The 13190-nt window shown below is 63.4% G+C and carries 12 protein-coding genes; 7 read left to right on the top strand and 5 right to left on the bottom strand.

Annotated elements, in window-relative coordinates; translation table 11 throughout:
* Positions 1 to 31: 31 nt before the first annotated feature.
* Together catB and M2281_RS00605 are read right to left on the bottom strand one after the other, a co-directional pair.
* A complete protein-coding gene (catB, locus tag M2281_RS00610; RefSeq protein WP_280819164.1) occupies positions 32 to 664 on the bottom strand; it encodes a type B chloramphenicol O-acetyltransferase in 633 nt (210 codons plus the stop codon).
* Positions 665 to 742: 78 nt separating this feature from the next.
* Positions 743 to 1999 carry a cytochrome P450 gene (locus M2281_RS00605; RefSeq protein WP_280819163.1) on the bottom strand — a complete coding sequence of 419 codons (1257 nt, stop codon included), beginning with the start codon at positions 1997 to 1999 and terminating at the stop codon, positions 743 to 745.
* Between the two features lie 107 nt (positions 2000 to 2106).
* On the opposite strand from M2281_RS00605, the gene M2281_RS00600 reads away from it, so the two are divergent.
* The gene (locus tag M2281_RS00600; RefSeq protein ID WP_280819162.1) at positions 2107 to 3210 is read left to right on the top strand and encodes an NAD(P)/FAD-dependent oxidoreductase; all 1104 of its coding nucleotides are present in this window, start codon (positions 2107 to 2109) and stop codon (positions 3208 to 3210) included.
* Between the two features lie 113 nt (positions 3211 to 3323).
* Here M2281_RS00600 and M2281_RS00595 read toward each other — a convergent pair whose 3' ends face one another.
* Positions 3324 to 3545 (bottom strand): hypothetical protein, encoded by a 222-nt coding sequence (locus M2281_RS00595; RefSeq protein WP_106724901.1) that lies wholly within the window; start codon positions 3543 to 3545, stop codon positions 3324 to 3326.
* Between the two features lie 183 nt (positions 3546 to 3728).
* Here M2281_RS00595 and M2281_RS00590 point away from each other — a divergent pair, with 183 nt between their 5' ends.
* Positions 3729 to 4301: a peroxidase-related enzyme gene (locus M2281_RS00590; RefSeq protein ID WP_280819161.1), complete on the top strand. Its 573-nt coding sequence runs from the start codon at positions 3729 to 3731 to the stop codon at positions 4299 to 4301.
* Positions 4302 to 4348: 47 nt separating this feature from the next.
* Here M2281_RS00590 and M2281_RS00585 read toward each other — a convergent pair whose 3' ends face one another.
* The gene (locus M2281_RS00585; protein ID WP_280819160.1) at positions 4349 to 5296 is read right to left on the bottom strand and encodes a LysR family transcriptional regulator; all 948 of its coding nucleotides are present in this window, start codon (positions 5294 to 5296) and stop codon (positions 4349 to 4351) included.
* A gap of 138 nt (positions 5297 to 5434) precedes the next feature.
* On the opposite strand from M2281_RS00585, the gene chvE reads away from it, so the two are divergent.
* From chvE to araD, 5 genes are read left to right on the top strand one after another with little or no spacing between them, the layout of a single operon-like run.
* The gene (gene chvE, locus M2281_RS00580) at positions 5435 to 6499 is read left to right on the top strand and encodes a multiple monosaccharide ABC transporter substrate-binding protein (protein ID WP_280819159.1); all 1065 of its coding nucleotides are present in this window, start codon (positions 5435 to 5437) and stop codon (positions 6497 to 6499) included.
* A 55-nt stretch (positions 6500 to 6554) separates the two neighbouring features.
* The gene (gene mmsA, locus M2281_RS00575; RefSeq protein WP_280819158.1) at positions 6555 to 8093 is read left to right on the top strand and encodes a multiple monosaccharide ABC transporter ATP-binding protein; all 1539 of its coding nucleotides are present in this window, start codon (positions 6555 to 6557) and stop codon (positions 8091 to 8093) included.
* Between the two features lie 56 nt (positions 8094 to 8149).
* Positions 8150 to 9277: a multiple monosaccharide ABC transporter permease gene (mmsB, locus tag M2281_RS00570; RefSeq protein ID WP_280821065.1), complete on the top strand. Its 1128-nt coding sequence runs from the start codon at positions 8150 to 8152 to the stop codon at positions 9275 to 9277.
* 3 nt (positions 9278 to 9280) lie between these two features.
* The gene (gene araD1 / locus M2281_RS00565) at positions 9281 to 10252 is read left to right on the top strand and encodes an AraD1 family protein (RefSeq protein ID WP_280819157.1); all 972 of its coding nucleotides are present in this window, start codon (positions 9281 to 9283) and stop codon (positions 10250 to 10252) included.
* A 34-nt stretch (positions 10253 to 10286) separates the two neighbouring features.
* Entirely contained in the window at positions 10287 to 12032 is a 1746-nt protein-coding gene (gene araD / locus M2281_RS00560; protein ID WP_280819156.1) for an L-arabinonate dehydratase, read from the top strand.
* Between the two features lie 152 nt (positions 12033 to 12184).
* Here the strand turns inward: araD and M2281_RS00555 are convergent, their stop codons facing one another.
* A complete protein-coding gene (locus tag M2281_RS00555; RefSeq protein WP_280819155.1) occupies positions 12185 to 13108 on the bottom strand; it encodes a Gfo/Idh/MocA family protein in 924 nt (307 codons plus the stop codon).
* Positions 13109 to 13190: the final 82 nt, after the last annotated feature.

The raw sequence follows: 13190 nt of genomic DNA, 5'->3' as shown, positions 1-13190 counted from the left end.
CGAGATCGCTATTTGTCGTCCTCTGCCGCAGTTACGGTTGCCGTGCCTTCCAGAGTACATTCAGCGCTTTGATGTCACCGCTGCAGAGCAAGGGCATTGCCTCCTTGATCTGTTCGAGCGGCCAGTCCCACCAGGCCATTTCCAGAAGCATGGCAATCTGCTCGTCGGAAAACCGTTTGCGGATCGGCTTGGCCGGGTTGCCGCCGACGATGGTGTAGGGCTCGACATCCTTGGTCACCAGCGCGCGGCTGCCGATCATCGCGCCGTGCCCGATGCGCACGCCGGGCATGATCATCGCTTCCGCGCCGATCCAGACGTCGTTGCCGACGACCGTATCGCCCGCAGGCTGGTAGGCGTTGATCGCGCCGGCGAATGCCGGTTCCTCCGACATGAAGAAGAACGGGAAGGTCGAGATCCAGTCGTTACGGTGGCCCTGGTTGCCGGCCATCATGAAGGCGGCGCCCGTGCCGATGGAGCAGAAGCTGCCGATGATCAGCTTGTCGACATCGTCACGGTCCGGCATCAGATAGCGGGCGCAATCGTCGAATGAATGGCCGTGATAATAGCCCGAATAATAGCTGTAGCGGCCGACGATGATGTTCGGATTCGTCACCTGATCGGAAAGCAGCTCTCCCCGAAAAGGGCTTTCGAAATAATTGGTCATGTTGTTCTTACTCGTCCGTTGCGCCGCCATAGCGGCGGCGCCTGAGAAAATTGACCACGGACGGTAGGCTTGAGGCCGTCAGAACTTGACGTTCAGCCTTTCCAAACCGTGGAAATGATAGGTGTCGCGGTAGAGCGGTTCTTCGGCCAGCGCGATCTGCGGCAGCCTGTCGAACAGTATCTTCAGCGAGGCCTGCATCTCCAGCCGCGCCAGCGGCGCGCCGATGCAGAAGTGGATGCCGGCGCCGAAGGACACGTTCTTCTGATCGGCGCGGCCGGGCTGGAACTCATGCGGCACATTGTAGGCCTGATGGTCGCGGTTGGCGCAACCCAGAAGAAGGCCGATCTGCTCGCCCTGTTTCAGCGTGAGATCTTCAGCGGCCTCGATCTCGCCATAGGCGTAGCGCGTGAACATGTGCAGCGGCGCGTCGTAGCGCAGGCATTCCTCCACCGTCGCCGCCGTCTCTTCCGGAGTCGTGAAGAAGCGGCGCGGATCGCCGCCCTGCTTGAGGATGGTGCGGACGGCATTGCCGGTCTGGTGCACGGTCGCCTCGTGGCCGGCGTTTAGCAGCAGGATGGCCGAGGAAACCAGCTCGTCCTCGCTGAGCTTTTGGCCGTCTTCCTGCGCTGAAATCAGCAGACTGAGCAGGTCGTCGCCGGGGTTCTTGCGCCGTTCGACCACATAGGCGCGCAGGAAGTCGGAAAATGCCTTGGACGAGGCATTGGCCCTGTCCTCGGTCTCGCGCGTGCGGCCGTGCATGTACATGGCGACCATGTCGTGCGACCAGCTCAGGAGCTGCGGCCCCATCTCCACCGGCACGCCCAGCATTTCGGCGATGATAGTGATGGGCAGCGGCGCGGCGAAGGCCGGCAGCAGGTCGACCTGGCCATCGGCCTCGAAACCGTCGATCAGTTCGTTCGCAAGCGCCTCGACGCGCGGCCGCAGGCGTTCAACCTGCCGCGAAACGAAGGCGCGATTGACCAGCGTGCGGAGCTGCGTATGCACCGGCGGCTCGAGCTCCAGCATCGAGTTGGCCTCGATGGCGTCGAAGGCCGTCAGGTGCGAGCGATCGCCCACATAGCCCTGGTCATCGGCCGCACCCTCGGGCTTTTCGCGGCCGAAACGGCGGTCGCGCAGCAGGCGGTTGACGTCCTCGTAGCCGGCCAGGCACCAGAAGCCGAAATCCTCCCAGAAGAAGCTGCGCGCATTGGCATGCAGCCACTCATAGGCTTCATAAGGGTTCTGTACGAAGCGCGGTTCATGCGGATCGAGCCGCAGGCGGCGGGTGGCGAAGTTGTACTTCAGGTACGAAAGCGGGGCGTCGAGATTTGTCATGAGCGCCTCTTTAGCGCGGCTTGCCAAGCAAGTTCCAGAGCCTATCCTGTCGCGCCAACATCTTTGATTTGATCCAGTGCGTTCGCCTGCGAGGAGGGGTTTGCTGCATGAATGTGATCGTTGTCGGCGCCGGCATTGCCGGGCTTTCGACTGCCTGGGCCCTGACCAAGGCCGGACACCAGGTCACGATCGTCGAGCAGGGGCCTATCCCCAATCCGCTTGCGGCCTCGGGCGACCATCACCGCATCATCCGGCGTGCCTATGGCGCGGCGGCGGGCTATGGCCGGCTGATCACCCAGGCCTATGAGGCGTGGGACGAGATGTGGGCCGATCTGGGCGTGTCGCATTACGACCCGCGCGGCTTCATTTGCGTATCGCGCGAGGCCGGCGACGAGGCCGAGCAGATGCGCGAGGGGTTGAAAGCCGGGAACTTTCCCTTCGAAGTGGTCGAGCCGGAGGAAGCCGTAAAGCGCTGGCCGTTCCTCGAAGCCGGCACTTTCAGATATGCCTTCTTCTCGCCGGAAGGCGGGGTGCTGCATTGCCGGAAGATCGCGGCCGGCCTTGCCGACTGGCTTCGCGCCAATGGCGCCAATGTCTATGAGAACAGCAAGGTGACCGAGATCGATGCCGAAGCCGGCAGGCTGGAGCTGGCGAGCGGCGAAACGCTGCGCGGCGACAAGATCGTGGTGACGGCAGGCGCCTGGGTGCTGAAACTCTTTCCCGAGCTCGGTTTCGACCTCACCACATATCGCACGGCCGTGGTCTATCTCGGACCGCCGGCTGAGCTGCAGGCGGCCTGGGAAAACGCCCCTGTGGTGCTCGATGTCGGCGGCAAGACCGACGGCTACATCATTCCGCCCTCAGGCGGTGCGGGGCTCAAGTTCGGCTCGGGCCTGCACAAGGTCAAGACGAGCGACGCCGACTGGAACCGCATGCCGGTGAAAGGCGAGGGTGAGGCGATCCGCAACCTCTTTGCGCCGCCGATCGCGCGGGCGACCGAATATGCGGTGAAGGAAGTGGTGACTTGCGCCTACACCTTCACTGCTGACGAGCGTTTTTTCGCGCAGGAGATCGGCAAGTGTCTGATCGTGTCGGCCTGCTCGGGCCATGGCTACAAGTTCGGCGCTTCGGTCGGGCGCCGTGTGGCGGCGGCTGTCGACGATGGCGATCAGGCTGGCCTGCTGGCCTGGCTGCGCGCGGAAACGGCCTGATACCAGGGGGCGTCGACGTGCGTCCTTCGAGACCCCTTCGACAAGCGAGGCGACAAAACATGAGCGCCAAAAGTATCCGCCTGCGCCGAAATCGCTCCGGCGCAGGCGGCAGCTCAGGCCCGACCTTCGATCCCGAGGCGATGCAGCGCCGATGCCAGTGTCGTGGTCTGCGTCAGGCCCAAAACCTTGCGAATGGTTTCGGGGCTTTCGCTGACCACGGTCTGTCCCACGACGTGGGTGATGATGGCGCCGCGCCCGTGCTCCTTGATGGAAACGAGATGGGTGGTGTTGAGGTAGATTTGCTTGCCGTCAAAATCAGTAAGTGCGATCCACATGCCTGTCCCCTTGCAATCGATGAACCCATTGCAATCTCAGGCCGGATGAACTGCCCCCGCTATGGAGCCCACGTACATCTGAGTATCTGAATAGTCCCGCAAAATGCCCCCAATTGCAACGGGGCGCGGATCGGGCGCCTGGCCAGGGCGCGTCCAAGAGTGAACATGCAAGGAGAGAATGCGATGACTTCCCACCCAATCAGCCGGTTTCCCGTCCCGAGGATCGAGGACCTGCCAGCTGATATCGCCGAGCGAATCCTGGCTGTTCAGGAGAAATCCGGTTTCGTTCCGAACGTCTTTCTCGTGCTGGCGCATCGGCCCGACGAGTTCCGCGCCTTCTTCGCCTATCACGATGCTTTGATGGACAAGCCCGGCAACCTGACCAAGGCCGAGCGCGAAATGATCGTGGTTGCCACCAGCAACGCCAACCAGTGCCAGTATTGCGTGGTCGCCCACGGCGCCATCCTCCGCATTCGCGCAAAAGACCCGCTGATCGCCGACCAGGTCGCCATCAACTACCGCAAGGCCGACATCACGCCGCGCCAGAAGGCCATGCTCGATTTCGCCATGAAGGTGTCGGCACGCGCCTATGAGGTCGGCGATGACGACATGGAAACGCTGAAGGCCCATGGCTTTTCGGAAGACGACATCTGGGACATTTCGGCCATCTCCGCCTTCTTCGGCATGTCCAATCGGCTTGCCAACGTGACCAGCATGCGCCCGAACGACGAGTTTTACACGCTCGGCCGTGGCTGAGGGGAGCTGAAGCGCTCGCTTCTCTATGAAGCCGACAGCCACCTTGCTCAGGCAGAACCCCGCAGCCGGGCGGCTTCGTCAAGCACCAGGGCATGCAGACGGCCGGCCGCCGCGGAGAGGCGGCGGTCGCGGCGGGCGATGATGTGATAGGGCGAGACCTCGATCGGAACGGCGAGGTCTACGACAGCGAGCGAGCCGGTGCCGGTTCCTTCCATCAGGCGCGCCACCTCGAGCGACATAGGCGCGATCATGTCGGATTCGACCAGTAGCGCCATCATCAGGACAAGCGATGACGTGGCGACCACGTCGGCGGGCACCGGTAGGCCGGTATGGATGAAGGCGGCCTCCACGGCCTGCCGGATCGGCATGCCGCGCTCCTGGATGATCCATGGATAGCCGGCGAGCGCGGCGAGCGCCACGTTGCGCCGAGTGGCAAGCGGATGGCTGCTGCGAACCACGCAGCGCACGGTCTCGATCTCGCCGGGAACAATATCGAAGGCATTCACATCCGAATCCGGCAGCAGGCGGCCGATGATGAAATCGTAGTCGCCTTCCTCCAGGCCGCGCATGAGCTGGATCGACGGTCCCACATCGACGCGCAGCTCGACATGGGGCGTGACTGCCTTCAGCCTGCGGATGGCCGGCACGAGAATACCGACGGCAGGACCGGTGACCGCGCCCGCCTGGACGAGGCCGCTGCGGCCCTCGCGCTCCTCCTGCATTTCACGCGCAAGATTCTGCATTTCCGTCAGCACCGTGTGGGCGCGGCGGACGAGAATTTCGCCGAGCGGGGTCGGCGTCATGCCGCGCGGATGGCGCTCGAACAGCGGCGCTCCGACGAGCCGTTCGATCTCGGCAAGGCTGCGCGAAGCGGCGGGCTGGGTGAGCGCCAGTGACTGGGCCGCAGCCTGGATCTGCCCATGCTGGGCGATCGCCGCCGCGAGCCGCAGATGGGCGAGCTTCAGGAAGGGCAAAGACGGAAGGGAAGTGGACATCGCCGATATACCAATTATGGTATGGATATTGGAAATAATTCGATTTGCTCGTTATGTCGATAGGTCCTATCTCTGGCTATCCGTTTTTACGGAAGAGGTTTCGGGGTTGGAGGAACCCCGTCCAAGAGGGAGGACACAATGAAATTGAGGTTTCTCGCGGCGACTGCCGCGCTTGGCGCGTGCCTGCTCGCAGCTCAGGCATGGCCTGACAGCAAAGGGTTGGTCGGCATCGCCATGCCGACCAAGTCGTCGGCGCGCTGGATCGACGACGGCAACAACATGGTCAAGCAGCTGACGGCGGCCGGTTATGACACCGACCTGCAATATGCCGAGGACGATATTCCCAACCAGCTCTCGCAGATCGAGAACATGATCACCAAGGGCGTGAAGGTGCTGGTGATCGCCTCGATCGACGGGACCACGCTGACCAACGCGCTGGACAACGCAGCTGCAGCCGGCATCAAGGTGATCGCCTATGACCGCCTGATCCGCGAAAGCGATGCCGTCAGCTACTACGCCACTTTCGACAACTTCAAGGTTGGCGTCCAGCAGGCTTCCTCGCTGGTCAAGGGCCTGAAGGATCGCTTCCCGGATGCAAAGCCCTGGAACGTCGAGCTCTTCGGCGGCTCGCCGGACGACAACAACGCCTTCTTCTTCTACAACGGCGCCATGTCGGTGCTGCAGCCGATGATCGATTCAGGCGAGATCGTCATCCCGTCGGGCCAGATGGGCATGGACAAGGTCGGCACGCTGCGCTGGGACGGCGCGGTGGCTCAGGCCCGCATGGACAACATCCTGTCCGCCAACTACTCGCAGAAGCAGCTGAACGGCGTGCTTTCGCCCTATGACGGCCTGTCGATCGGTATCCTGTCCTCGGTCAAGGGCGTCGGCTACGGCTCTGGCGACCTGAAGATGCCGGTCGTCACCGGTCAGGACGCCGAGGTTCCGTCAGTCAAGTCGATCATCGCCGGCGAGCAGTATTCGACGATCTTCAAGGACACGCGCTCGCTCGCTGGCGTCACGGTGAAGATGGTCGATGCCGTGCTCCAGGGCACGCAGCCGGAAATCAACGACACCAAGACCTACGACAACGGCAAGATGGTCGTTCCTTCCTATCTGCTGGAGCCGGTCTCGGTCGATGCTTCCAACTACGAGGAAGTGCTCGTCGGCTCGGGCTACTACAAGGCCGACCAGCTGAAATAAGGTCTCGGCGGGGTGAGGGGGCGTCGGCGCCCCCTCGCTCCGACGGAGGAACGGCATGACTGCGCTTCTTGAAATGCGGGGGATCGGCAAGTCCTTTCCGGGCGTGCGGGCGCTCAACCGCGTCGACCTTCGGGTCGAAAAAGGTGAAATCCACGCCATCTGCGGCGAAAACGGCGCCGGCAAGTCGACGCTGATGAAAGTGCTCTCCGGCGTCTATTCGCACGGCTCCTATGAGGGCGAGATCTTCTATGACGGCCGCCCCATGGCCTTCCGCGGCATTCGCGACAGCGAGGCCGAAGGCATCATCATCATCCATCAGGAACTGGCACTGGTGCCGCTGCTCTCCATCGCCGAGAACATCTTTCTTGGCAACGAGGTGGCGACGCGCGGCGTCATCAACTGGCCGCTGGCCTTCCAGCGCACCGATGCGCTTTTGAAGAAAGTCGGCCTCAGCGAGGCGCCGACGACACCGGTCGAAAAACTCGGCGTCGGCAAGCAGCAGCTGGTCGAGATCGCCAAGGCGCTCGCCAAGGACGTCAAGCTCTTGATCCTCGACGAGCCGACGGCCGCGCTGCAGGAGAACGACAGCCAGAAGCTGCTCGACCTACTGCTCGAGTTGAAGGCCCATGGTGTCACCGCCATCATCATTTCCCACAAGCTCAACGAGATCCGCCGCATCGCCGATCGCGTCACCGTCCTGCGCGACGGCTCCACCGTCTCGACGCTGGCGCGCGAGGACGTGAGCGAAGAGCGGATCATCCGCGACATGGTCGGGCGTGACATGGCCCATCGCTATCCCGAACGGACGCCTCAAATCGGCAAGGTGCTGATGGAGGTGAAGGGCTGGAATGTCGGCCATGCCGACCAGCCGCGCCAGATGATCCGCGACGCTGGTTTTTCCGTCCGGCGCGGCGAGATCGTCGGCATTGCCGGCCTGATGGGCTCGGGGCGCACGGAACTTGCCATGAGCCTGTTTGGCCGCAGCTACGGCCGCTACCTATCCGGCGAGGCGACCATCGACGGCAAGCCGGCCGACCTGTCGAGCGTCAGCCGTGCGATCGAAGCCGGTCTTGCCTATGTCACCGAAGACCGCAAGGTTTTGGGCCTGATCCTCGATGAGCCGATCACCAGCAATATCTCGCTCGCCAATCTTTCAGGCGTCGCCAGCGGCTGGGTTCTAGGCAAGGGCCGGGAGAACAAGGTTGCCGAGGAGTATCGCCGGGCGCTCAACATCCGCACGCCGGGCGTGCACCAGCGGGTGATCAACCTTTCGGGCGGCAACCAGCAAAAGGTGGTGCTGTCGAAATGGCTCTTCACCGATCCGCAGGTGCTGATCCTCGACGAGCCGACGCGCGGCATCGACGTCGGCGCGAAATATGAAATTTACGCCATCATGAACGACCTGGCGGCGCAGGGGCGCGGCATCGTGATGATCTCGTCCGAAATGCCGGAACTGCTCGGCATGTGCGACCGCATCTACGTCATGAATGAAGGTCGCGTCATCGGCGAACTTCCCAAGGATGAGGCCAGCCAGGAACGCATCATGGGCCTCATCATCAGGGACGGAAACGTGAACAGGGAGCACGCAGCGTGACAAGCGCCATCAATACCCTGCGGGTGCAGCTTGGGGGCAACCTCCGCGAGAACGGGATGATGCTGGCGCTGCTCGCCATCGTCTTCTTCTTTCTCGTGGTGGTGCGCGCCGTGCAGGACGTGGACTTCCTGTCGGCGCAGAACATCACCAACCTGTTCCTGCAGAACTCCTACGTCATCATCATGGCGCTCGGCATGCTTCTGGTGATCGTCGCTGGGCACATCGACCTTTCGGTCGGCTCGGTGGCCGCCTTCACCGGCGCGGTGGCGGGAACGCTGACGGTCTATGCAGGCTGGCCGGTCTATGCGGTTATCCCGACGGTGCTCGTTGTCGGCGCGCTGATAGGTGCGGCGCAGGGCTACTGGATAGCCTTCTGGCGCATCCCCTCCTTCATCGTCACGCTTGCCGGCATGCTGGTTTTCCGCGGCCTGACGCTATGGCTGCTGGCCGGCCAGAATATCGGCCCGTTTCCGCGTGCCTTCCAGTCGCTTTCGACCGGCTTCATCCCCGACATCTTCGGTGTCGACCGCCCGAACGTCACGGCGCTCCTGATTGTCGTGCTCGCTATCGCGGCGCTCGTCTGGCGTAGCCTCAAGAGCCGCGACCAGGACATCGCTTTCGGCATGGAGGTCGGTTCGTCCGCCATGTTCTGGCTGCGCAACTGCCTGATCGCCGTGGCGCTGCTTTTCGTGGGCTGGAAGCTCGCAAGTTTCCGGGGCCTGCCCAATGTGCTAATCGTCATGTCGGTGCTGATCGCGGCCTATAGCTTCTTCACCAACCAGACGACCACCGGCCGACGCATCTACGCCGTCGGCGGCAACGAGAAGGCGGCGCGGCTTTCGGGCATCAAGACCGAGCGGCTCGTCTTCCTCACCTTCGTCAATATGGGCGTCCTTGCTTCGCTGGCCGGTATGATCGTCACCGCTCGCCTCAATTCGGCGACGCCGAAGGCCGGCGTGGGCTTCGAGCTCGACGTAATCGCGGCGGTCTTCATCGGCGGCGCCTCCATGTCCGGCGGTTCCGGCAAGGTGGTCGGCGTGGTCGTCGGCGCGCTGATCATGGGCATCATGAACAACGGCATGTCGATCATGGGCGTCGGCATCGATTACCAGCAGGTTATCAAGGGGCTGGTGTTGCTGCTCGCCGTCATCTTCGACGTCTACAACAAGAACAAGCGGGGCTAGGCGATGCTTCTCAGTCAGATCAGGGGCGGCGGCGTCGCGGTGCGCGACGGCGCGGCGGCCACGGCGCGGCTCATTCCCGGCGCGACCATTTTCGACCTCGCGACGGAGGCGATTGCCCGGGGGCGGCCGCTTGCGAGCCTTGTTCCCACAGGCGGCGCAATACTGGATCTTGGCGAGCTGGCGGCAATGAGCGCGCTCGATGTGCCGCTGCGCCATCCCGATCCGTCGCGAATGTTCCTGACAGGCACCGGCCTGACCCATACCGGCTCCGCCTCGGCGCGCGACGCCATGCATGCGCCGGCCGAGGGGCTTTTCGACAGCATGAAGATGTTCCGCATGGGGCTCGAAGGCGGCAAGCCGGCGTCAGGAAGCGTCGGCGTGCAGCCGGAATGGTTCTACAAGGGCACGGGTGCGACGGCGGTGGCGCCGGGCGGTCCGCTTGTCTCGCCGGCCTTCGCGCTCGACGGCGGCGAGGAGCCCGAAATTGCCGCCTTTTATCTGATCGCGCCTGACGGCACGCCATGCCGCGTCGGCTTCTCGCTCGCCAACGAGTTTTCCGACCATGTGACGGAGCGGATCAACTATCTGTTCCTCGCCCATTCCAAGCTGCGGCCGGCTTCCTTCGGGCCGGAACTGCTCGTCGGTGACTTGCCCGAGGATATCCGCGGGACATCGCGCATCCTGCGCGGCGGCAACGTCATCTGGGAAAAGCCTTTCCTCTCGGGCGAGGCGAACATGTCCCACTCGATCGCCAATCTCGAACACCATCATTTTAAATACGGCCTGTTCCGCCAGCCGGGCGATCTGCACGTACACATGTTCGGCACGGCGACGCTTACCTTTGCCGACGGCGTCAAGCCGGAGGAGGGCGATGTCTTTGAAATCTCGGCGCCGGATTTCGGCCTGCCGCTCGCCAATCCGCTGGCGATCGCGAAGGATCCGACCGAACGCGCCGTCGCCGTCAAGGTTCTGTGACGGCAACCGACTGATCAGGAAAGAGAGACCGACTATGAGCCGTTTCACGCCCAAGCCGTGGCCGCGAAAGCTGCGTTCGCAGGAATGGTACGGCGGCACCAGCCGCGACGTTATCTATCATCGGGGCTGGCTGAAGAACCAGGGCTATCCGCACGACCTGTTCGACGGAAGGCCGGTGATCGGCATCCTCAACACCTGGTCCGATCTCACCCCTTGCAACGGCCATCTGCGCGAGCTTGCCGAGAAGGTGAAGGCCGGCATCTGGGAAGCCGGCGGTTTCCCAGTGGAGGTGCCCGTCTTTTCGGCATCTGAAAACACTTTTCGTCCCACTGCGATGATGTTCCGCAACCTTGCGGCATTGGCCACGGAAGAGGCTATCCGCGGCCAACCGATTGACGGCTGCGTGCTGATGGTGGGCTGCGACAAGACCACGCCGTCGCTGCTGATGGCGGCAGCCTCTTGCGACCTGCCCTCCATCGTCGTTACCGGCGGGCCAATGCTGAATGGCTGGTTCCGTGGCGAGCGCGTCGGCTCGGGCACGCATCTGTGGAAGTTCTCGGAGGCCGTAAAGGCTGGCGAGATGACACAGGCCGAGTTCCTGGAGGCAGAAGCCTCGATGAGCCGTTCGACAGGTACCTGCAACACGATGGGCACGGCTTCCACCATGGCCTCGATGGCCGAGGCGCTTGGCATGGCGCTTTCCGGCAACGCCGCAATTCCTGCCGTCGACTCCCGCCGCCGCGTGATGGCGCAGCTGACTGGCCGCCGCATCGTGCAGATGGTCAAGGACGATCTGAAGCCGTCCGACATCATGACCCGCGAGGCCTTCGAGAATGCCATCCGCGTCAACGGCGCGATCGGAGGCTCGACCAACGCCGTGATCCATCTTCTGGCCATCGCCGGCCGCGTCGGCATCAATCTGACGCTCGACGATTGGGATCGGCTCGGCCGCGAGGTGCCGACCATCGTCAACCTCATGCCGTCCGGCAAATATCTGATGGAAGAGTTCTTCTATGCCGGCGGTTTGCCCGTGGTCATCAAGCGGCTCGGCGAGTCGGGGCTTTTGAACAAGGATGCGCTGACCGTTTCGGGCGAGACGATCTGGGACGAGGTGAAGAACGCCGTCAACCACAACGAGGACGTCATCCTGCCGACCGAGAAGGCGCTGACGCAGCATGGCGGCATCGCGGTGCTCAAGGGCAATCTCGCCCCCAATGGCGCGGTGCTGAAGCCTTCGGCGGCCTCGCCGCATCTCCTGAAACATCGCGGCCGCGCGGTCGTCTTCGAGGACATCGACGACTACAAGGCCAAGATCAATGACGACGCGCTCGACATCGACGAGACCTGCGTCATGGTCATGAAGAACTGCGGCCCCAAGGGCTATCCGGGCATGGCCGAGGTCGGCAATATGGGCCTGCCGCCAAAGGTGCTGAAGAAGGGCATCACGGACATGGTGCGCATTTCCGACGCGCGCATGTCGGGCACGGCCTATGGCACGGTGGTGCTGCACACTTCGCCAGAGGCCGCGGTCGGCGGCCCGCTGGCGGTGGTGAGAAATGGCGACATGATCGAGATCGACGTGTCCGCGCGGCGTATCCATCTCGATATTTCCGAGGAGGAACTGCAGGCGCGGTTGGCCGTGTGGGCGCCGAACGCGCCGGCGCCACAGGGCGGCTATGCGCAAATCTTCCACGCCCATGTCCAGGGCGCCGACACCGGCGCGGATTTTGATTTCCTGCGCGGCTGCCGCGGCGCGCCGGTCGGCAAGGACAGCCATTAAAGCGGAGCCGCTGCGCTTCCGGCAGACTGCCGAAATATCTGACGACGAAGGCAAAATTTGCCCCACCGCATGGCTGGCTCCTATAACGGGCCAGCCATGCGGTCTTTTTTCAAGGGCAGATGAAGGCGGCGCCGGACGGAGCCGCCCCCTGATCAGTCGTGGAAGGCGTCGGTGACGCGTCGTTGCCCAAGCAGGAAGGCATCGGCCACATGGATCAGCGGCGACAGGTCGAAATCTGACTGGCCGCTGCCCACAAGCTCGATGAAGCGCCGGTAGAGATTGCGATATTCCCTGTCGGGCTCGGCCATGCGCTGCACGCCGTCTATGGCGAGCCGGCTGCCGCCATGCGAAAGCACGAGCTCGCCGCGATCAGTTTCGACGCGAATGTCCCAGGTCTGCGGGCCGGTCTGGCGCCAGTCGAACTCCGCCTCGACGGGCGCGCCCGACATTGTGCGGAAGGCGAGCGAGGCGGCGATCGGCGCGTGGCGGTTTTCCGGAAAGTCCAGCGTCGAGGCAGTGAGATGCATCGGCTCCGGCAGGATGTGCGTCACGATCGACAGGGCGTTGATGCCGGGGTCGAAGACACCGAGGCCGCCCGGCTCCCAGATCCATTGCTGGCCGGGGTGCCAGTGGCGCACGTCCTCCTTCCAGTCGATGCGGACGGAACGGATGGTCTTGTCCGCCAGGAATGCCCGTGCTGCCTCGACGCCCGCCGCCTCGCGCGAATGCCATGTGGCGAAGATCGTCAGACCCTTTTCCCGCGCCATCCGGCCGAGCGCCTCGACTTCCGCCACCGACATGCCGGGCGGCTTTTCCAGCATCAGATGCTTGCCGGATTTGAGCGCGGCAAACGCCTGCTCGAAGCGCCCCTGCGGTGGCGTGCAGAGCGAGATGGCGTCGACCGCCGTATCGCTGGCGAGAAGCGCGTCGACGTCGTGGAAATAAGGCAGGTCCGGCAGTCCGGCATTGCGGCTCGCGATGGCTGCGAGTTGAATGCCTTCCGTTGCCGCAATGGCGGGCAGATGCTGGTCGCGCGCGATCTTCCCAAGGCCGACAAGGCCCAGTCTGATGGTCATGAATGTCTCTTCCCTGGCGGATGTCCCCTCAAGAAAGATACTATTTTTCGGGAAAGGACATCGTCAACAGCTCGTCGCGAAA

It is taken from the genome of Pseudaminobacter soli (ex Li et al. 2025) (assembly GCF_029892515.1).
Classification (GTDB): Bacteria; Pseudomonadota; Alphaproteobacteria; order Rhizobiales; family Rhizobiaceae; genus Pseudaminobacter; species Pseudaminobacter soli_A.
The sequence above is the reverse complement of the archived record's forward strand: the minus strand, read 5'-3'. Positions and strand labels throughout refer to the sequence as shown.